At 72.9% G+C, this 18893-nt stretch carries 17 protein-coding genes; 2 read left to right on the top strand and 15 right to left on the bottom strand.

Annotated elements, in window-relative coordinates:
• Positions 1–50 precede the first annotated feature (50 nt).
• The 3 genes from EV684_RS21595 to EV684_RS21605 all read right to left on the bottom strand — a co-directional run bounded on the left by EV684_RS21595 (position 51) and on the right by EV684_RS21605 (position 4287).
• The gene (locus tag EV684_RS21595) at positions 51–932 is read right to left on the bottom strand and encodes an ABC transporter permease (RefSeq protein WP_132649416.1); all 882 of its coding nucleotides are present in this window, start codon (positions 930–932) and stop codon (positions 51–53) included.
• Positions 929–1651: an ABC transporter ATP-binding protein gene (locus EV684_RS21600; RefSeq protein ID WP_132649417.1), complete on the bottom strand. Its 723-nt coding sequence runs from the start codon at positions 1649–1651 to the stop codon at positions 929–931. The genes EV684_RS21595 and EV684_RS21600 overlap by 4 nt, the downstream gene beginning before the upstream one ends.
• 137 nt (positions 1652–1788) lie before the next feature.
• The gene (locus EV684_RS21605) at positions 1789–4287 is read right to left on the bottom strand and encodes a GspE/PulE family protein (RefSeq protein ID WP_200222417.1); all 2499 of its coding nucleotides are present in this window, start codon (positions 4285–4287) and stop codon (positions 1789–1791) included.
• Between the two features lie 222 nt (positions 4288–4509).
• On the opposite strand from EV684_RS21605, the gene EV684_RS21610 reads away from it, so the two are divergent.
• The gene (locus EV684_RS21610; RefSeq protein ID WP_132649418.1) at positions 4510–8124 is read left to right on the top strand and encodes a hydantoinase B/oxoprolinase family protein; all 3615 of its coding nucleotides are present in this window, start codon (positions 4510–4512) and stop codon (positions 8122–8124) included.
• Here the strand turns inward: EV684_RS21610 and EV684_RS21615 are convergent.
• Complete coding sequence (locus EV684_RS21615) at positions 8106–8783, bottom strand: phosphatase PAP2 family protein (protein ID WP_132649419.1); 678 nt, start codon at positions 8781–8783, stop codon at positions 8106–8108. The genes EV684_RS21610 and EV684_RS21615 overlap by 19 nt on opposite strands.
• A complete protein-coding gene (locus tag EV684_RS21620; RefSeq protein WP_132649420.1) occupies positions 8783–10417 on the bottom strand; it encodes a phosphoethanolamine transferase in 1635 nt (544 codons plus the stop codon). The genes EV684_RS21615 and EV684_RS21620 overlap by 1 nt, the downstream gene beginning before the upstream one ends.
• Positions 10418–10460: 43 nt before the next feature.
• Here EV684_RS21620 and pcp point away from each other — a divergent pair, with 43 nt between their 5' ends.
• Positions 10461–11114, top strand: a complete 654-nt coding sequence (gene pcp / locus EV684_RS21625; protein ID WP_132649421.1) for a pyroglutamyl-peptidase I — start codon at positions 10461–10463, stop codon at positions 11112–11114.
• On the opposite strand, the gene tolA is transcribed toward pcp, so the two are convergent.
• The 10 genes from tolA to ribD all read right to left on the bottom strand — a co-directional run bounded on the left by tolA (position 11115) and on the right by ribD (position 18893).
• On the bottom strand, positions 11115–11975 hold the full coding sequence (gene tolA, locus EV684_RS21630) for a cell envelope integrity protein TolA (protein ID WP_132649422.1): 861 nt from the start codon (positions 11973–11975) through the stop codon (positions 11115–11117). It lies immediately after the preceding gene.
• A 4-nt stretch (positions 11976–11979) separates the two neighbouring features.
• Entirely contained in the window at positions 11980–12420 is a 441-nt protein-coding gene (locus EV684_RS21635; protein WP_132649423.1) for an ExbD/TolR family protein, read from the bottom strand.
• A gap of 1 nt (position 12421) precedes the next feature.
• Positions 12422–13105 (bottom strand): protein TolQ, encoded by a 684-nt coding sequence (tolQ, locus tag EV684_RS21640; RefSeq protein ID WP_132649424.1) that lies wholly within the window; start codon positions 13103–13105, stop codon positions 12422–12424.
• Entirely contained in the window at positions 13102–13506 is a 405-nt protein-coding gene (gene ybgC / locus EV684_RS21645) for a tol-pal system-associated acyl-CoA thioesterase (RefSeq protein WP_132649425.1), read from the bottom strand. Before ybgC ends, tolQ begins: the two co-directional genes overlap by 4 nt.
• Positions 13507–13566: 60 nt before the next feature.
• Positions 13567–14748, bottom strand: coding sequence for a pyridoxal phosphate-dependent aminotransferase (locus tag EV684_RS21650; RefSeq protein ID WP_132649426.1), 1182 nt, complete (start codon positions 14746–14748; stop codon positions 13567–13569).
• The gene (nusB, locus tag EV684_RS21655; protein ID WP_132649427.1) at positions 14748–15227 is read right to left on the bottom strand and encodes a transcription antitermination factor NusB; all 480 of its coding nucleotides are present in this window, start codon (positions 15225–15227) and stop codon (positions 14748–14750) included. Before nusB ends, EV684_RS21650 begins: the two co-directional genes overlap by 1 nt.
• Complete coding sequence (gene ribH / locus EV684_RS21660; protein WP_132649428.1) at positions 15224–15688, bottom strand: 6,7-dimethyl-8-ribityllumazine synthase; 465 nt, start codon at positions 15686–15688, stop codon at positions 15224–15226. Before ribH ends, nusB begins: the two co-directional genes overlap by 4 nt.
• An 8-nt stretch (positions 15689–15696) precedes the next feature.
• The gene (gene ribBA, locus EV684_RS21665; protein ID WP_132649429.1) at positions 15697–16794 is read right to left on the bottom strand and encodes a bifunctional 3,4-dihydroxy-2-butanone-4-phosphate synthase/GTP cyclohydrolase II; all 1098 of its coding nucleotides are present in this window, start codon (positions 16792–16794) and stop codon (positions 15697–15699) included.
• A 105-nt stretch (positions 16795–16899) separates the two neighbouring features.
• Complete coding sequence (locus tag EV684_RS21670; RefSeq protein WP_132649430.1) at positions 16900–17703, bottom strand: PEP-CTERM sorting domain-containing protein; 804 nt, start codon at positions 17701–17703, stop codon at positions 16900–16902.
• Between the two features lie 89 nt (positions 17704–17792).
• The gene (gene ribD / locus EV684_RS21675) at positions 17793–18893 is read right to left on the bottom strand and encodes a bifunctional diaminohydroxyphosphoribosylaminopyrimidine deaminase/5-amino-6-(5-phosphoribosylamino)uracil reductase RibD (RefSeq protein WP_132649431.1); all 1101 of its coding nucleotides are present in this window, start codon (positions 18891–18893) and stop codon (positions 17793–17795) included.

The raw sequence follows: 18893 nt of genomic DNA on the forward strand, positions 1-18893 counted from the left end.
ACCTTAACCTGCGTCATGTCGGCCTCGTCTCACGTGGGGACGGGCGCCCCCTAGGTTGCCGGGCCCGGGCGCCGCGTCAGCGCGCCGAAACCACGCTGCGGGTCGTAACCCCAGCTCGCGAGCACGAAGCAGACGACGAGCGTGCCGACGACGATCCAGGGCGAGACCCCGGCGTCCTGCCCGTAGAGCGCGAAACGCATCCATTCGACGGCGTGCGTGAACGGGTTGAAACGCGCGATCTGCCAGACCCACTCGGCGCCCGATTCCTGCAGCTTCCACAGCGGGTACAGCGCGGTGGACATGAAGTACATCGGGAAGATGACGAAGTTCATCGTGCCGGCGAAGTTCTCGAGCTGGCGGATGTGCACCGACAGCAGCAGCCCCAGCGCGCCCAGCATCAGCGCCGAGCAGACGGCCGCCAGCAGCACCTGCGGCGTCTGCGGTCCGAACACCGGCAGCGCCGTGCCCAGCAACGCGGCGACGGCGACGAAGGCCGCCGCCTGCGCCAGCGACAGCACCGCGGTGGCCAGCAGCTTGGACAGCAGGATCCAGGAGCGCGGCAGCGGCGCGGTCAGCAGCAGCCGCATCAGCCCCATCTCGCGGTCGTAGACCATCGCCAGGCTGCTCTGCATGCCGTTGAACAGCAGCACCATGCCCACGAGCCCCGGTGCGATGTAGACGTCGTAGGGGATGTAGGTGTCGTAGGGCGGCGCGATGGCGACGCCGAAGACGTTGCGAAAACCCGCCGCGAACACCGCCAGCCACAGCAGCGGCCGCACCAGCGCCGACACCAGCCGGCCGTACTGGCGCGAGAACTTCAGCAGCTCGCGCATGACGATCGCGCCCATGGCCTGCAGCGCGTGCGCCGCGCCGCGGCGGCGTTCGGGCAGCGCCTCGGCGGCCACGGGCGTGGTGGTCTGGCCGTCGTTCATGCGGTGGCCTGCAGGAAGGCGTCTTCGAGCGAGCCGCCGCCCAGCGCCGAGCTGACCGCCGGCGGCGGCCCGTCGGCCAGCAGCCGGCCGCGGTGCAGCACCAGCACGCGGTCGGCGCCGTCGGCCTCCTCGACGAGGTGGGTGGCCCAGAGCACGGTGCTGCCGCGCGCGCGCACGTCGGCGTCGATGGCGGCGAGCAGCTCGCGGCGCGACTTCGGGTCCAGCCCGACGGTGGGCTCGTCCATCAGCAGCAGTGCCGGCCGGTGCAGCAGCGCGCGCACCAGCTCGACCTTGCGCCGGTTGCCACCCGACAGTTCGCGCACCGGGCGGTCCAGCTCGGCGCCCAGGCCACGCGCGGCGCAGTCCTCGGCGATGCGCGCCTCGGCCAGGCGCGAGGGCATGCCGTGCAGCGCGGCGTGGAAACGCAGGTTGCGGCGCACCGACAGGTCCAGGTCCAGCGACATCTGCTGGAAGACGACGCCGATCTCGGCCAGCGCGCGTGCCGGCGAGCGCCGCAGCGAGAAGCCGGCGACCTCGACGTCGCCTTCGTCGGCGGCGAAGAGCCCCGTCAGCACCTGGAACAGCGTCGACTTGCCGGCGCCGTTGGGGCCGAGCAGCACGACACGCTGGCCGCGCTCGAGCGTGAAGGACAGGCCGGCGAGCGCGACCCGCTCGCCATAACGTTTGACCAGGCCGCGTACCGCGGCACGCGCCGTCACCGGCGGGCGGCCGACGCGGCGGCGGGGGGCAGGCGCTTGGAAGTCACGCCCCAGTCTGCGCGAAGCGGCGGGGCCGCCGCATCGGCGATTCCACCCACACGGCGCGCGGGCCGGGGCTCAGGTCTGGCGGCCGGCGATCAGTTCGAGACCGCGCGCACCTCGTCGAGCGTGGTCAGGCCGGCCAGCACCTTGTCGATGCCGTCCTGGCGCAGCGTGCGCATGCCTTCGGCCAGGCCGCGGCGCTGCAGTTCCTCGGCGCGGGCGCCGGTCTGGATCAGCTGGCGCATCGCACGCGAGACGGTCATCAGCTCGTGGATCGCGGCGCGGCCGCGGTAGCCGCTGCCGCCGCACTTGGGGCAGCCTGCCGGGCGGTAGATCTTGAACCGGCCGTCGGCGCCGGCGTGGCGGCGGCGCCAGTCGGCCAGCACCTCGTCGTCGCCCGGCACGCCCTCGGCGTCGCCCATCGCGTGGCGGTAGTCGGCGAGCAGCTCGCGGAGCTCGGCCTCGGTGGCCTCGTGCGGCTGGCGGCAGTCGGGGCAGAGCCGGCGCACCAGGCGCTGGGCCAGCACGGCGAGCAGCGCGTCGGCGAAGTTGAACGGGTCCATGCCCATGTCCAGCAGCCGGGTGACGGTCTCGGGTGCGCTGTTGGTGTGCAGCGTCGACAGCACCAGGTGGCCGGTCAGCGAGGCTTCGATCGCCACCTGCGAGGTCTCCTGGTCGCGGATCTCGCCGACCATGATGACGTCCGGGTCGGCGCGCAGGAAGGCACGCAGCGCCTTGGCGAAGGTCCAGTCGATGCGTGGGTTGACCTGCACCTGGCGCAGCCCGGCCTGGGTGATCTCGATCGGGTCCTCGGCCGTCCAGATCTTGCGGTCGGGCGTGTTGATGTAGCCCAGCGCCGAGTGCAGCGTCGTCGTCTTGCCCGAGCCGGTGGGGCCGACGCACAGCACCATGCCGTAGGGGCGCGCGACGACGGCCTTGAAACGTTCGAAGTTGTGCGCGCTGAGCCCCAGCTTGTCCAGCGGCAGCGGCTTGGCGCTGGCCAGCAGGCGCAGCACCGCGTCCTCCAGGCCGCCGTAGGTCGGGATCGTCGCGACACGCAGCTCCAGCCGCTGGCCGGGCACGAAACGGGCGAAGTTGATCTTGCCGTCCTGCGGCTTGCGGCGCTCGCTGATGTCGAGGTCGCACATGATCTTCAGCCGTGCCAGCAGCGCGTTGCGGTAGGTGTGCGGCAGCTCCAGGTAGGGGCGCAGCTGGCCGTCCTTGCGGAAGCGGATGCGCACCTTCTCGCGCCCGGGCTGGGTCTCGACGTGGATGTCGCTGACACCCTGGGCCTGGGCTTCCAGGATCATCGTGTTGATCAGCCGCACCAGCGAGTTGTCGCTCTGCTCGATGCCCGGGCCGTCGTCCTCGCCGCCCTTGGCCTCGGGCGTCTGCTCCAGCGACGCGAGCAGCTTGCCGGTGTCCTCGGGTTCGAACTCGATCGTGGTCGTGCCGTCGGCGAGCCGGCGCGGCGCCAGTTCGTTCGTGGCGCCCACCTTCTCGTAGGCGGCGTGCAGCGCGGCGGCCAGCGTGCCCGCGCGCGCCAGCACCGGCACGGCCTTGCACTGCGACGCGAACTCGATCTCGTCGATCGTCAGCCGCAGCGAGGGGTCTTCCAGCGCGACGACCAGGCGTCCGCCGTGCAGCATCAGCGGCAGCGCGCTCAGGCGCTGGGCGATCGCGAAGGGCAGGCGCTGCAGCGCACGCGGGTCGACCGGGAAGTTGGCCGCGTCGACCAGCGGGTAGCGCATCTTGCGCGCCAGCGCGGTCTGCAGGTCGGCCTGCGTGACGACGCCTTCGCGCACCAGCAGCTGGCCGAGCGCGACGCCGCGCTCCTTCTTCTGCTGCTCCAGCGCGAGGTCGAGCTCGCGCGGCGTGATGAAGCCCAGCGCGATCAGCGCCTCGCCGATGCGCACCATCGGCATGCGCGCCTGGTCGTCGATGGCCTGCGCCAGGTCCTCGATGCTGGCCACCGGGCGCACGCCCAGCGTCTGGCAGACGGCGGGAGCACCCGCCGGCGCATCGTCCGCCAGCGGGGCCTCGTCGAGCACCGCGGCGTCGGTCTCGGCCCAGGCACTGCCGCCCAGCGAGGCGCGGTGGTAGCTGGCGCGGGGGAAGAAACTGCGCCGCACCGAGCCGGCCAGGTCCAGCGGCTCGAAGACGTACAGGCCCTGCTCGGTCTCGTGCCGGCCGATCGTCAGGCCCTCGACGGTCGTGCCGTCCTTGAACAGCAGCGCGAAGGGTTCGGCCGGACGCGCGTCGCCGCCGTCGGCCACGGTGTCGGCCTCGCCGCTGCCCAGCGGCGCCAGCGGCTGCAGCAGCCTGAGGCGGCGGAACTGGTCGAAGCGCAGCGTCATCGTCATGCGCGAGGCGGCCACCCGCAGCTTCAGCAGCCCGTCGGCGGGGTGGAAGTACATCAGCCGGCCTACCATGCCCTTGCCGTTCAGGCCCTCGACCTCGCAGGCCTCGGGCTGGGTCGCGCGCGACGGTGCCGGGTAGCCCGGCAGCGGCGGCGTCGGCCAGGCGAAAGGCTCGTGGCGCGGCAGCGCAGGCTCGCCGTCGCCGGGCAGCGGGGGAAAGGACAGGTCGGTCATCGTGTTTCCGTCTCCGGCGCACGCCCAGGCCCGAGCCCGGTCCATGGCGCCGTGACCCCGATGCTAGGCCGCGACTGAGGCCGCGATGGTTCGAACAGCGCAACGAAACCGGGCCAGACGGTGCTGCCGCCCCTGCAGGCGCAGGGTCGTCCCCCGGGGCGGCCGCGTCCCGGCGCTTCTAGACTCGACGGCGCCGCGATCGGCGGCTTCGAGGAGCGACGCGTGACGAAGAGGCTCTGGCAGTTCTGGATCGACCGTGGCGGCACCTTCACCGACGTCGTCGGCCGCGACCCGGCGGGGGCGCTGCACACGCTCAAGCTGCTGTCCGTGAACCCGGAGCACTACGAGGACGCCGCCGTCGAGGGCATGCGCCGCCTGCTCGGCCTGGCGCCGGGACAGGCGATCACGCCGGAGCTCGTCGACTGCGTGAAGATGGGCACGACGGTGGCCACCAACGCGCTGCTCGAACGCCAGGGCGAGCCGACGCTGCTGGTCACCACACGCGGCTTCCGCGACGCGCTGCGCATCGCGTGGCAGGCGCGGCCGCGGCTCTTCGACCGCCACATCGTGCTGCCCGAGCTGCTCTACGCGCGGGTCGTCGAAGCCGACGAACGTGTGCAGGACGACGGCAGCGTGCTGCAACCGCTGGACGAGGCGGCGCTGGCCGCCGCGCTGGCCGAGGCGCGCGAAGCCGGGTTCAAGTCCTGCGCCATCGTCTTCCTGCACGGCTGGCGGCACACGGCGCACGAGGCCGCCGCGGCGCGGCTGGCGCACGAGGCCGGCTTCAGCCAGGTCAGCGCCTCGCACCAGACCAGCCCGCTGATGAAGTTCGTGCCGCGTGGCGACACGACGGTTGTCGACGCCTACCTGTCGCCGATCCTGCGCCGCTACGTCGACCGTGTCGGCGCGCAGATGCCCGGCGTGCGGCTGCTGTTCATGCAGAGCTCGGGCGGGCTGACCGAGGCCACGCGTTTCCAGGGCAAGGACGCGATCCTGTCCGGCCCGGCCGGCGGCATCGTCGGCATGGTGCGCACCGCCGCGGCGGCCGGCCACCGCAAGCTGATCGGCTTCGACATGGGCGGCACCAGCACCGACGTCAGCCACTGGGCCGGTGACTTCGAGCGGGCTTTCGAGACCCAGGTCGCCGGCGTGCGCATGCGCGCGCCGATGATGAGCATCCACACCGTGGCCGCCGGCGGCGGCTCGATCCTGGCCTTCGACGGCGCCCGGTTGCGCGTCGGCCCGGAGAGCGCCGGCGCGCATCCGGGCCCGGCCTGCTACCGCCGCGGCGGCCCGCTGGCGACGACCGACGCCAACGTGCTGCTCGGGCGTGTGCAGCCGGCCTGGTTCCCGAAGGTCTTCGGCCCCGGCGCCGACGAGCCGCTGGACGCCGACGGCGTCGCCACGCGTTTCGCCACCCTGGCCGCCGAGGTCCAGGCCACGACCGGCCGGCCGACGACGCCCGAGGCGCTGGCCGAAGGTTTTCTCGCGATCGCGGTGCAGAACATGGCCAACGCGATCAAGCGCATCTCGGTGGCGCGTGGTTACGACGTCACCGGCTACACGCTGCAGTGTTTCGGCGGTGCCGGCGGCCAGCACGCCTGCGCGGTGGCCGACGCGCTGGGCATGGGCCGCGTCTTCGTGCATCCGCTGGCCGGCGTGCTGTCGGCCTACGGCATGGGGCTGGCCGACCGCATCGTGATGCGCGAGGCCTCGCTGGAAGCGCCGCTGGACGCCGCCGGCCTGGCCGCGGCGCGTGCCCGGCTCGACGAACTGGCCGCGGTGGCGGCCGGCGAGCTGGCCTCGCAGGGCGTGGCGCGCGAGACCATCGACTGCCGCGAGCGCCTGCACCTGCGGTACGCCGGCACCGACACCGCGCTCGAACTCGCCTGGAACAGCGACGCCGCGGCGCTGGCCGAGGCGTTCGAGGCCGCCTACCGCCGCCGCTTCGCGTTCACGATGCCCGGGCGCACGCTGGTCGTCGAGGCCGTCGGCGTCGAGGCGGTGGCCTCGGGCGAAGCCTTCGGCGTTGCCGACATCGCGGCCGAACCGGCGCCGTTCACGCCCGAGCCGGCGGCGCACGTGCGCCTCTACCACGGGGATCACGGCGGCTGGCACGACGCGGCGCTGCACCAGCGCGAGACGCTCGCCGCCGGTGCGAGCATCGACGGCCCGGCGATCGTCGCCGAGCGCAACGCGACGACGGTTGTGGAACCTGGCTGGCGCGCGCGGGTGCGCCCGGACGCCTCGCTGGAGCTGGAGCGCATCGCGCCGCGTGCCGCCGCGCACGCCGTCGGCACCGACGCCGACCCGGTGCTGCTGGAGGTCTTCAACAACCTCTTCATGAGCATCGCCGAGCAGATGGGCTCGCGGCTGCAGAACACCGCCTACTCGGTGAACATCAAGGAGCGGCTGGACTTCTCCTGCGCGCTGTTCGACGCCGAGGGCCGGCTGATCGCCAACGCGCCGCACATGCCGGTGCACCTGGGCTCGATGAGCGAGAGCATCGCCAGCGTCATCGTGCGCAACCCCGGGATGAAGCCGGGCGACGTCTACGTGCTCAACGACCCGTACCACGGCGGCACGCACCTGCCCGACGTCACCGTCGTCACGCCGGTCTACCTGGCCGACGCGGATGCGAAGCCGGCGTTCTTCGTCGCCAGCCGCGGCCACCACGCCGACATCGGCGGCATCACGCCGGGCTCGATGCCGCCGTTCTCGAGCTCGATCGCCGAGGAAGGCGTGCTGCTGGACAACGTGCTGCTGGTCGAAGGCGGGCGGCTGCGCGAGGCCGGGATGCGCGCGCTGCTGACGTCCGGCGCGCACCCGGCGCGCAACCCCGAGCAGAACCTCGCCGACCTGCGCGCGCAGATCGCCGCCAACGAGAAAGGCGTGCACGAGCTGCGTGCGATGGTCGCCCAGTACGGCCGCGAGACGGTGGCCGCCTACATGGGCCATGTGCAGGACAACGCCGAGGAGTCGGTGCGCCGGGTCATCGGTGCCCTGAAGAACGGTGATTTCGAGCTCCCGCTGGACAACGGTGCCCTGATCCGCGTGAAGGTCACCGTCGACACCGCGGCGCGTGAGGCGACGATCGACTTCAGCGGCACCAGCGAGCAGCTGGCGAACAACTTCAACGCCCCGAAGGCGGTGACGATGGCCGCGGTGCTCTACGTCTTCCGAACCCTGGTCGACGCCGACATCCCGCTCAACGCCGGCTGCCTGAAGCCGCTGAAGGTCATCGTGCCCGAGGGCTCGATGCTCAACCCGCGGCCGCCGGCGGCGGTGGTGGCGGGCAACGTCGAGACCTCGATGTGCGTCACCAACGCGCTCTACGGCGCGCTCGGCGTGATGGCCTCGGGGCCGTGCACGATGAGCAACTTCACCTTCGGCAACGAGCGCCACCAGTACTACGAGACGATCTCCGGCGGCTCGGGTGCCGGCCCGGGTTTCGACGGCACGGCGGTCGTGCAGACGCACATGACGAACTCGCGCCTGACCGACCCCGAGGTGCTGGAGCAGCGTTTCCCGGTGCTGCTGGAGAGCTACGCGCTGCGCGCCGGCTCGGGCGGCACCGGCCGCTGGCGCGGCGGCGACGGCGGCGTGCGCCGGGTGCGTTTCCTCGAGGCGATGACCGCGTCCATCCTCAGCAACGGCCGCGAGGTGCCGGCTTTCGGGCTGGCCGGCGGCCGGCCGGGCGCGCCGGGCGTGAACCGCGTCGAACGGGCCGACGGCCGTGTCGAGCCGCTGGGCCACATCGGCTCGGTGGTGATGGCGCCGGGCGACGTCTTCGTCGTCGAGACACCCGGCGGCGGCGGTTACGGCGAGCCGGTGTAGGCCGGCTGCGGCAACGCCCGCGGGGCGGTGACGGTGGCCGCCAGCCAGCACACCCAGGCCGCCCAGAGCACGTGGCTGAGGTAGTGCGCGCCGCGCGCCATCTGCGCGGCGCCGAGCAGCGCCGTGAGCAGCAGCGTCGCCGCCAGCCAGCGGCGCGCGCCGCGCGGATGGCGCCCGCGCAGCGCGAACCAGCCGGTGAAGAAGGCCGCCGCGGCGGTGGCGTGGCCCGACGGGAAGCAGTGGCCCGGGCCGCCGTCGGCGACGCCCCAGCGCCAGTGCGACACGTAGGAGGCGTTGCCGCCGAACTCGGCCAGCGACCAGGGGCAGCTGGTCGCGCTGCCGCTCTTGAGCAGCGGCACGACGGCGAAGACGGCGAGCGTGACGAGCAGCCAGCGCAGCCGCTCGGTGCGGGTCAGCGCACAGCCGAGCAGCGGCCGCACGACGTTGAGCGCGAGCAGCACGACGATCACCCAGGCCAGCGCGCGCCCGCCCTGGTGCAGCACGGTGCTCGTCAGCCAGTGCGAGCGCCAGACGAAACCCTCGGGCCCGCCGAGCAGGCGCTGCAGCGGCAGGTCCAGCCCGCTGGCGTCCCAGGCGAGAACGGGCAGCAGCGCGGCCAGCACGACGCCGAGCTCGCGTCGCAGCAGGGCGGCGGCCATCAGGGCGTGGTGTCCCGGCGGCAGCCGTGGCTGGGATCCATCGCCGGCTCGTACAGCGCCGTCTGCACGTCCAGCAGGCCCAGCATCAGATGGAACAGGTTGTCGTGGCTGGCCGGCTGGGCGGCGCGGCGGCCCAGGCAGGCGGTGTCCAGCGAGCCGCCGGCGCTCGACCAGACGAGCATCGGCACCTTCTTCTGCTCCTGCGGTGCGATCGGCCAGGGCAGGCCGTGCAGGTAGAAGTTGTTCTCGCCCAGCGACTCGCCGTGGTCGGAGACGTAGACCATCGTCGCGTCGACGCGGTCGGCGTGCGCCTGCAGCGTGCGCACCAGCGTCGCCAGCAGGTGGTCGGTGTAGAGCAGGGCGTTGTCGTAGGCGTTGACGATCTCGTCGCGCGAGCAGTTGCGCAGGTCCTCGTCGCGGCAGGCGGGTTTGAAACGTTCGAACTGCGGCGGGTAGCGGCGGAAGTAGGCCGGGCCGTGGTTGCCCAGCTGGTGCAGCACCAGCATCTGGCGGCCCTTCACGCCGGCCAGCCAGTCGTCCAGGCCGGCGAGCAGGGCCTCGTCCAGGCAGCGGCCGTCGGGACACAGCGCGGCAGGTGCCACCGCAGCCGCAGTCTCCGAGGGCACGCCGTCGCAGACACCCTTGCAGCCGGCCTGGTTGTCGCGCCAGCGCACGCCGACGCCGGCGCGCGCCAGCAGGTTCAGCAGCGACTCGCTGCCGCGGATCGCACGCTCGTCGTAATGGCGCCGGCCCAGCGCCGAGAACATGCAGGGCACCGAGACCTCGGTGTTGGTGCCGCAGCTGGTCACGTCGCCGAAGGTGACGACCGGCAGCGTGGCCAGCTCCGGCATGGTCTGGCGCGTGTAGCCGTCCAGGCCCCAGTTGGCCGCGCGTGCGGTCTCGCCGACGACGAAGACGACCACGCGTGCCCGGCCGCCGTCTTGCCAGCTCTGGCCGGGCCGGGCGTCGGTGCCGATCGGCGTCTTCGGCCCGCTGGCGCGCGCCTCGCGGCCGAAGACGCTGGCCAGCGACCACAGGTAGTTGGCCGGTGTCACCAGGTAGCGCAGCTCCTTGTGGTTGCGCATCAGCGAGGCCAGCGGCTGGTACTGCGCGACGACGGTGCCCACCAGCAGCGCCGCGGCGACGCCGACCGAGGCGATGCGCAGGCCCAGCGCCGAGACCCAGCCGCCGCGGCGCACCAGACGCACCCGCCAGAGCAGCAGCATCGGCAGCCCGGCCAGCAGCAGCAGGTCGGGCACGAGCGAGGGCGTGAAGAGTTCGCTGGCCTCGGCGAGGTCGGTGCGCAGCACGTTGCGCAGCATCGACGGGTCGAGGTAGAGGCCCAGCCGGTTCATGTAGTGCGCGGCAAAGGCGGTGGCGACGAACATCAGCGCCAGCAGCGGCTTGACGGTGACGCGGGTGGCGAACGGCGCCAGCAGCAGGAAGTGCAGCGCCACCAGTGCCAGGCCGAGCGCGAGCGTGAACCCCAGGCTGCTGCCCGGGTGGCCGGCCAGCGCGCCGGCGAAGAAACGCTGGTTGACGGCCAGCGCCCAGAAGACGCTGGCGCCCAGCAGCAGGGTCTCGACGCGGGCGTTTATCGTCCAGCGTGGCGGGTCGGTGTCGGCGGTGTTCACGGCCGGCACTGTCTGGCTCGCGACTTAAAGTGACATTAATCCGATGACCGATAGCCTCCCGACCCTGCTGCTGACCGGCTTCGAGCCCTTCGGCGGCGAAGAGATCAACCCGTCGTGGGAGGTCTGCGCGGCGCTGGACGGCCACCCGATCGGCGGCGCGCGTGTCGCCGCGCAGCGCCTGCCCTGCGCCTTCGGCGCGGCGCTGCAGGCGCTGGACGAGGCGCTGGCGCGGCATTCGCCGGCGCTGGTGCTGTGCCTGGGCCAGGCCGCGGGCCGTGCCGACTTCAGCGTCGAGCGCGTGGCGATCAACGTCGACGACGCGCGCATTCCCGACAACCTCGGCGCCTGCCCGGTCGACCAGCCGGTGCTCGCAGGCGGCCCGGCGGCCTACTTCGCGACGCTGCCGGTCAAGGCGATGGTCGCGGCGCTGCACGCCGCCGGCCTGCCGGCCTCGGTGTCGCAGACCGCTGGCACCTACGTCTGCAACCACGTCTTCTACGGCCTGATGCACCGGCTGGCGGCGCGGCCGGGCGTGCGCGGCGGTTTCATGCACCTGCCGCTGCTGCCGGCGCAGGCGGCGCGCCGGCCCGGGCCCAGCCTGCCGCTGGCGACCCAGGTCGAGGGCGTGCGCGTGGCGCTGGCCGCCGCGCTGGCCACGGCGCAGGACCTGCGCGCGGCCGGCGGCGCCGAGTGCTGATCAGTCGTGGGGCCGCGCGGTGACGACGATCACCGGCGGCACGCGGCCGTCGACGTCGCGCGGCAGCGTGCCGATGCGGTCGATCGCACGCAGCACCGCCTCGTCCCAGGACGGCACGCCGCTGGACTTGACCAGGCGGCGCGCGATGACGGTGCCGGTCGGGCCGGCACGCACCTCGACCTCGGCCTGCGGGTTGCCGGCCACCGACTCGCTGAAGATCGTGTTGTCCTTGATCAGCCGGCGCAGCTTGCCGCCGTAGGACGCCGACGGCCCGGCGTCGCGCGCGGCCGTGCCGGTGGACGTCGGCGAGCCGGTGCCGGTGCCGCCGAGCGAGTTCTGCATGCGCTTCAGCTGATCCTCGCGCAGCTTGGCCAGGCGCTGAGCCTCGGCCTTCTGGGCGGCGAGCTTCTGCTGCTCGGCCTTCTTCTTCTCGTCGGCCTCGGCCTTGGCCTTCTTCTCGGCCTCGGCCTTCTCGCGCGCCTTCTGCTCGTCGGCCTTCTTCTGCGCCGCCTGCTTCTCGGCGAGCTCGCGCTTCTCGCGCTCCTCTTCCTTCTTGCGGCGTTCGGCGCGTTCGGTGGCGATCTGGGCGTCGCGGTCGGGCGCGGCCTGCGGCGGCGCCGGCTTCGGCTCGGGGGCGGGCTTGGGTTCGGGCTCCGGGGGCGGCGGCTCGGGTGCCGGCGGTGGCGCGGCGAACTCCGGCACCGCGGCCCAGAGCTCGGCGCTGATGGTCTCGGGCTCGGCCGAATGCCAGTCGACCGCGACCGTCAGGCCGACGATCAGCAGCGCGTGAACGAGCAGCGCCAGCCCGGCGCCGGGCACGAGGCTGTCGGGCGGGCGGGGCTGCAGCGCGTCGTGCGCCACGGGTTCAGGCTCCCTGCTTGACCGAGAGGCCGACGCGCTGCACGCCGGCGCGCTGCAGCGTGTCCATCACGCGCACGACGCTCTCGTACTTGACGTTGCGGTCGGCGCTGATGACCACCGGCACCTCGGGCTTGCCGCCCTGGGCCTCGCGCACACGCTCGACGAGCTGCGGCAGCTTGACCGCGTCGGGCTCGCCGGCCTTGCTGCCGTCGATCAGGCGCAGCTTCAGGGTCTCGTCGCTGCCGACGACGATCTCGACCACCGCGCTCGGGCGCTGCTGCGACTTGCCGACCGAGGGCAGGTCGACGAGGCCGGTGGTGATCAGCGGCGCGGTGACCATGAAGATGATCAGCAGCACCAGCATCACGTCGATGAACGGGACCATGTTGATCTCGTTCATCGAGCGCCGGCGGCCGCGGCCGCCGCGGGAAGCCACGGCCGGCATCTCAGACGCTCCCTGCGGGGCCGGTCGCGTTGCGCTGCAGGATGTTCGAGAACTCCTCGATGAAGGTCTCGAACTGGGTCGCGATGCGGTCGATGTCGCGTGCGAAGCGGTTGTAGGCGACGACCGCCGGGATCGCCGCGAACAGGCCGATCGCGGTGGCCACCAGCGCCTCGGCGATGCCCGGCGCGACGGTGGCCAGCGTCACCTGCTGCAGGTTGGACAGGCCGACGAAGGCGTGCATGATCCCCCAGACGGTGCCGAACAGGCCGACGTAAGGCGAGACCGAACCGACCGAGGCGAGGAAGCTCAGGTGGCTCTCGATCGCGTCGAGCTCACGCTGGAAGCTCGCGCGCATCGCGCGGCGCGCGCCGTCGAGCTGGGCGCCGGCGTCCAGGCGGCGTTCGCGCAGCTTCAGGAACTCGCGCATGCCGCTGGCGAAGATGCGTTCGATCGGCGCCGCGTCGGCCTTGTTCGTCGCCGCCTGGTTCAGCTCGGTCAGGCTGCGGCCGGACCAGAACTCGCGTTCGAAGGCTTCGTTGCGGCTGCGCACGGTGCGCAGGCCGAAGAGCTTGCCGAAGATGACGGTCCAGCTGGCCAGCGAGACCAGCACGAGGCCGGCCATCACGAGCTGCACGACGGCGCTCGCCTGCAGCACGAGGGAGATGATCGAGAGATCCTGGTTCATCGGAGGGCGTCGAAGATCGGGAGCGGGATGCGCACGGGGCGGAAGGTCGCGGCGTCGACGCAGCCGACGCGCACCTGGGCTTCGGCCAGCAGCTCCTCGCCGCGCCAGGCCTGCTGGCTGAAGACGAGCGAGGCGCGGCACAGCTCGGACACGCGCGCGGTGACGACGATCTCGTCGTCCAGCCGCGCCGGGCGGCGGTACGAGACGCTGGCGTCGGCGACGACGAAGACGGTGCCGGTGGCCACGCGCCCGGCTTCCTGACCGATGCCCAGCGAGCGCAGCCACTCGGTGCGCGCACGCTCGAAGAACTTCAGGTAGTTCGCGTAGTAGACGACGCCGCCGGCGTCGGTGTCTTCCCAGTAGACGCGGACGCGGTGGCGGAATTCGGCGGGCTCGGACATCGGCGGGCGATTATGCGGCAGCGCAGCAACGGCCCGGCGGCCGGCGGGGCTGCCGCCGGCTCATCGGAGTTCGCGCGCCAGGCGCGCGATCGCGGTCTCCAGCTGGGCCATCGAGTTGGCGAAGGACAGGCGCAGGTAGCGTTCGGCGGCGGTCGGGCCGAAGTCGCGGCCCGGCGTCATCGCGACGTGGGCGCGCTCCATCATGCGCATGCAGAAGTCCCAGCTGCTGGGCGAGAAGCGCGAGCAGTCGGCCCAGGCGTAGAACGCGCCGTCGGGCATGACCGGCACCGTGAGACCCAGCTTCTGCAGCTCGGGCACGATGAAGTCACGGCGGCGGCGGAACTCCTCGCGCCGGCGTTCGTACTCGGCGATGGCCTCGGGCTCGAAACACGCCAGCGCGGCGTGCTGGGCCACCGTCGAGGGGCAGATGAAGAGGTTCTGCGCCAGCTTCTCGACCGCGCCGACCAGCGCCGTCGGCAGCACCACCCAGCCGACACGCCAGCCGGTCATGCTGAAGTACTTGGAGAAGCTGTTGATCGAGACGATGTCCTCGCCCAGCGCCAGCGCGCTGTGGCCGAAGGCCTCGTCGTAGCCCAGGCCGAGGTAGATCTCGTCGACGATGGTCACGCCGCCGCGTTCGCGCACGGTCTCGGCGATGGCCGCCATCTCGGCCGGCGCGATCGAGGTGCCGGTCGGGTTGCTCGGCGAGGCCAGCAGCACGCCGCGCGTGGCCGGCGTCCAGAACGCCGCCACCGAGCCGGCGTCGAGCTGGAAACGCGCCGCCGGCACGGCCGGCACCAGCCGCGCCGTGCCGCCGGCGGCGGCGACGAAATGGCGGTTGCAGGGGTAGCTCGGGTCCGGCATCAGCACTTCGTCGCCGGCCTCGAACAAGGCCAGGCAGACGAGCTGCAGCGCGGCGGAGGCGCCGGCGGTGACGGCGATGCGCGCCGGGTCGACCTCCACACCCCAGCGCGTGCGGTACCAGCCGGCGATGCGCTCGCGCAGCGCGGGCAGGCCCAGCGCCGGCGTGTACTGCGTGCGGCCGGCGGCCAGGCAGGCCTCGGCGGCGCGCTGCACGCCCGGCGGCGCGGTGAAGTCGGGTTCGCCGATGTTCAGGTAGATCATCGGCTCGCCGCCGCGTGCGGGGTCGCAGGCGGGGCTGGCGGCGATGCGGTCGGCCGCCTTGGCGCACTCCATGACGTAGAACGGGTCGATGCGCGCGACCCGGCTGGCGATGCGCATCAGGCCCCCTGGGCGCGGCGCTGGGCGACCTCGGCCGGGCGCAGGTCGCCGGCGGCCTTGTCGAGCACGCCGTTGACGTACTTGTGGCCGTCGGTGCCGCCAAAGCTCTTGGCCAGCTCGACGGCCTCGTTGATCGCGACGCGGTACGGCACTTCCAGGCAGTGCGTCAGCTCGTAGGCGCCGATCATCAGCACCGCGTGCTCGACCGGCGAGAGCTGGTTGGTGCGCCGGTCGACGTGGCGCGCGAGCACCGCGTCGAGTGCCGAGGCTTCGGCGATGCAGCCGTGCAGCAGGGCGTCGAAATGGGCGCGGTCGCACTTGTCGAAGCCGTCCTGCTCGCGCATGTGGGCGTCGATGGTGCCGGCGTCGGCGCCGCTGATCAGCCACTCGTAGAGGCCTTGCAGCGCGATCTCGCGCGAACGGCGGCGCGAGGACTTGGACGCGGCGCGTTTGCGCGCGGCAGTGGGTTCGGTGCTCAAGACAGGTCTTCCAGCAGGTTCGCCATCTCGACGGCGACGCGCGCGGCGTCGCGGCCCTTGTCCTCGGCACGGGCCCAGGCCTGGGCTTCGTTCTCGACGGTCAGGATGGCGTTGGCAATGGGGAGGCGGTGGTCCAGCGCGACGCGCGTGACGCCCGCGCCGCTTTCGTTGGCCACCAGTTCGAAGTGGTAGGTCTCGCCGCGGATGATGCAGCCCAGCGCGACCAGCGCGTCGTAGCCGCCCGAGGCGGCCAGCGCGGCCAGCACCACCGGCACCTCGAGCGCGCCGGGCACGGTGACTTCGCGCACGTCGGCCGCGTCCACGTCCAGGCGCGCCAGCTCGGCGCGGCAGGCCTCGGCCAGCGCGGCGGTGATCGGGTCGTTGAAACGCGCCCGCACGATGGCGATGCGCAGGCCGCTGCCGTCGAGATCGGCGGCCTGGCCCTGTTCGGCGTTCTGCATGGTGCTCCTCAGGCGTGCGCGGCGACGAAGCCGGTGATCTCCAGGCCGTAGCCCGGCATGCTGGGCATGCGGCGCGGGTTGCCGAGCAGGCGCATGCGGCGCACGCCCAGCTCGCGCAGGATCTGCGCGCCGACGCCGTAGGTGCGCAGGTCGGCCGGCGTGCGCGGTGCGGCCTCGCGCTGCTCCGGCGGTACGACCTGCGGCAGCAGCGTCTCGATGTCGTGGGTGCAGTTGAGCAGCACCGCGCAGCCGCGTTCGGCCGCCTGCAGCGCGGCCAGCGCCGCCGGCAGGGGCCAGGAGTGGCTGCCGCCGCAGGCGTCGAGCACGTCGAAGACGGTGAAGGGCTCGTGCACGCGCACCGTCACCTCGTCGGCCGGCGTCCAGTGGCCGTGGGTCAGCGCCAGGTGCAGGCCGCCGCCCTTGTCGCGGTAGGCGATGCAGTCGAACTCGCCGTGCGGCGTCGTCACGCGGCGCTGGCCGACACGCTGGATCAGCGTCTCGTTGCGGCTGCGGTAGTGGATCAGGTCGGCGATGGTGCCGATCTTCAGGCCGTGCTCGCGGGCGAAGACCTCCAGGTCCGGCAGGCGCGCCATCGTGCCGTCGTCCTTCATGATCTCGCAGATCACCGCGGCCGGCGTCAGCCCGGCCATGCCGGCGAGGTCGCAGCCGGCTTCGGTATGGCCGGCGCGCATCAGCACGCCGCCGTCCTGGGCCATCAGCGGGAAGATGTGGCCGGGCTGCACCAGGTCGTGGGCCGTGGCGTCGCGCGCGACGGCGGCCTGCACGGTGCGCGCGCGGTCGGCCGCCGAGATGCCGGTCGTGACGCCGGTGGCGGCTTCGATCGACACCGTGAAGGCGGTGCCCATGCGGGTGCCGTTGCGCGTGGCCATCGGGTGCAGGTGCAGGCGTTCGCAGCGCTCGCGCGTCAGCGTCAGGCAGATCAGGCCGCGGCCGTAGCGGGCCATGAAGTTGATCGCCTCGGGGGTGACGTGCTCGGCGGCGAGCACGAGGTCACCCTCGTTCTCGCGGTCTTCCTCGTCGACGAGGATGACCATGCGGCCGGCCGCCAGTTCGGCGACCAGCTCGGGGACAGGGGAAATCGGCATCGTGGAATTGTAGGCGTCGCTCCCGGCGCGGCCCGGACAGGCAAACGAAAGGGCGGGCGCCTCGCGGCGCCCGCCCGTGAAATCGAGCCGCCCGCGGCGGCGGCGTCAGCCCTGGCGGCGGCGGCGTGCCACCGCGGCACCGGCCAGCGCGAAGGCGGCCAGCGCCAGCGAGGCCGGCTCGGGCACCTCCGACGGCGGCTGGGCCGCCGTGGTCGCGACCAGCAGGTCGTCGAAGCCCAGCGCGTCGGCGTCGGCACCCTGGTTCTGGGTGATCGTGATGACGATCTCGCTGAAGGCCGTCTCGAGGTCGACGATGCCCCAGAAGATCAGGCTGCCGTTGGTCGAGTCGGGGTCGGTGTCGGCGGTGGTGGTGAGCGAGCCCCGGCTGCCGGTGCCGCCGCCGGTCTCGCCGTAGACGTCGTAGTCCTCGCCGTTGACGGTCACCGTCAGCAGGCCGTCGAAGTCGCCGACGTCGGTCGCGTAGAAGCCGAAGGCGTTGATCGCGGTGGCGAAAGTCAGCGTGAAGGAACGCGAGCTTTCCCAGAAATACTGGCCCTCGGGCGTGGTGTTGAAACGCCCGGAGCTGACGCCGCCGTCGTCGAAGGTCTCCTGGCCGATCTGGCTGCGGCCTTGCACGTCGGCCACCGACAGGCCCGCCTTGCCGCCGAACAGGGTCGCCGGCGTCGAGCGGTACTCGTAGCTCTCGAAGCTCTCGCCCGCGACCGTGCCGCTCTTCAGGTCGGACAGGAACTGGGAGCGAACCGCATAGGACTCGCCATCGGTCGGCACCTGGCCCTGCGGGCTTTCGTCGAAGCCGTAATAGGTCGTCGGCACCGCGAGCGCCGCGCCCGCGAAGAACAGCGAACACGCGGTCAGCGCGAACCGTGCACAGCGTTGGATGGAGACCATCGATCGAGACCCTCCTCACGAGCGGCACCCGGACGGCGCAACCCCTCGAAACGATGATAGCGACGCCCCCCTAGGAGGCATCCCCCCATTCACATGGCACGCAGCAGCAGGCGCAGGTCATCCCCGACACGGGTGGTGCCGGCAAAGGTGAAGCGCAGGCCCTGGGCGAGGCTGTCGTAGGGCCCCAGCGCCGCCATGCCGCGCCCGGCACCGAGCAGCACAGGCGCGGCGTAGACGAGCAGCTCGTCGACCCGGCCGGTGGCGAGCAGCGCCGCGTTGAGGCGGGCGCCGGCTTCGACGTGCAGTTCGTTGACGCCCAGCGCCGCGAGATCGGCCAGCACCGCGGCCAGGTCCACCTGGCCGTCGGCGCCGGGGCGGGCGTGCAGTTCGGCGCCCGCCAGGCGCAGCGGGTGCGTGTCGGCCGGCTGCGCGGCGGCGTGGAAGACCCGGCAGCGCCCCGGCGGCGCGAGCAGCCGCGCGGTGGCCGGCAGGCGCAGCCGCGAGTCGACGAGCACGCGCATCGGCTGCAGCGCGGTCGGCACCAGGCGCACGTCCAGCCGCGGGTCGTCGGCCAGCGCGGTGCCGATGCCGGTCAGCACGGCGCCGGCACGCCGGCGCCAGGCGTGGCCGTCGGCGCGCGCCTGGGCGCCGGTGATCCACTGGCTGGCGCCGTTGGGCAGCGCGGTGCGGCCGTCCAGCGAGGCGGCGATCTTCATGCGCACCCAGGGGCGGCCACGCTCGACACGCGAGAAGAAGCCGATGTTGAGCTCACGCGCGGCCGTGGCGATGTCCGCGTCGGCCATCTCGACCTGCACGCCGGCGGCGCGCAGCCGCGCGATGCCCGCGCCGGCGACCTGCGGGAACGGGTCGCCGACCGCGACGACGACGCGCGCGACGCCCGCGGCCACCAGCGCGTCGCAGCACGGCGGCGTGCGGCCGTGGTGGGCGCAGGGCTCCAGCGTGACCCAGGCGGTGGCGCCGCGCAGCGCGTGGCCGGCGGCCGCCGCGTCGCGCAGCGCCATCACCTCGGCGTGGGCTTCGCCGGCACGCTGGGTCGCACCGCGGCCGAGCACGCGGCCGTCTTCGTGGCCGATGACGCAGCCGACACGCGGGTTGGGGTCGCTGAGGCCGATCGAGCCCTCGGCGAGGGCGAGGGCTTCGAACAAACGGGTGCGGTCCAGCGGAGACAT

Origin of the sequence: Rubrivivax gelatinosus, from assembly GCF_004340905.1 — a bacterium.
In the GTDB taxonomy this organism is placed as follows: Bacteria; Pseudomonadota; Gammaproteobacteria; order Burkholderiales; family Burkholderiaceae_C; genus Rubrivivax; species Rubrivivax gelatinosus.

Excerpts from the sequence above, each read along its gene's own strand:
- EV684_RS21595 (WP_132649416.1), bottom strand. The coding sequence starts at position 932 with ATGAACGACGGCCAGACCACCACGCCCGTGGCCGCCGAGGCGCTGCCC.
- EV684_RS21605 (WP_200222417.1), bottom strand. The coding sequence starts at position 4,287 with ATGACCGACCTGTCCTTTCCCCCGCTGCCCGGCGACGGCGAGCCTGCG.
- EV684_RS21615 (WP_132649419.1), bottom strand. The coding sequence starts at position 8,783 with ATGGCCGCCGCCCTGCTGCGACGCGAGCTCGGCGTCGTGCTGGCCGCG.
- pcp (WP_132649421.1), top strand. The coding sequence starts at position 10,461 with ATGACCGATAGCCTCCCGACCCTGCTGCTGACCGGCTTCGAGCCCTTC.
- EV684_RS21635 (WP_132649423.1), bottom strand. The coding sequence starts at position 12,420 with ATGCCGGCCGTGGCTTCCCGCGGCGGCCGCGGCCGCCGGCGCTCGATG.
- tolQ (WP_132649424.1), bottom strand. The coding sequence starts at position 13,105 with ATGAACCAGGATCTCTCGATCATCTCCCTCGTGCTGCAGGCGAGCGCC.
- ybgC (WP_132649425.1), bottom strand. The coding sequence starts at position 13,506 with ATGTCCGAGCCCGCCGAATTCCGCCACCGCGTCCGCGTCTACTGGGAA.
- EV684_RS21650 (WP_132649426.1), bottom strand. The coding sequence starts at position 14,748 with ATGCGCATCGCCAGCCGGGTCGCGCGCATCGACCCGTTCTACGTCATG.
- ribH (WP_132649428.1), bottom strand. The coding sequence starts at position 15,688 with ATGCAGAACGCCGAACAGGGCCAGGCCGCCGATCTCGACGGCAGCGGC.
- ribBA (WP_132649429.1), bottom strand. The coding sequence starts at position 16,794 with ATGCCGATTTCCCCTGTCCCCGAGCTGGTCGCCGAACTGGCGGCCGGC.
- EV684_RS21670 (WP_132649430.1), bottom strand. The coding sequence starts at position 17,703 with ATGGTCTCCATCCAACGCTGTGCACGGTTCGCGCTGACCGCGTGTTCG.
- ribD (WP_132649431.1), bottom strand. The coding sequence starts at position 18,893 with ATGTCTCCGCTGGACCGCACCCGTTTGTTCGAAGCCCTCGCCCTCGCC.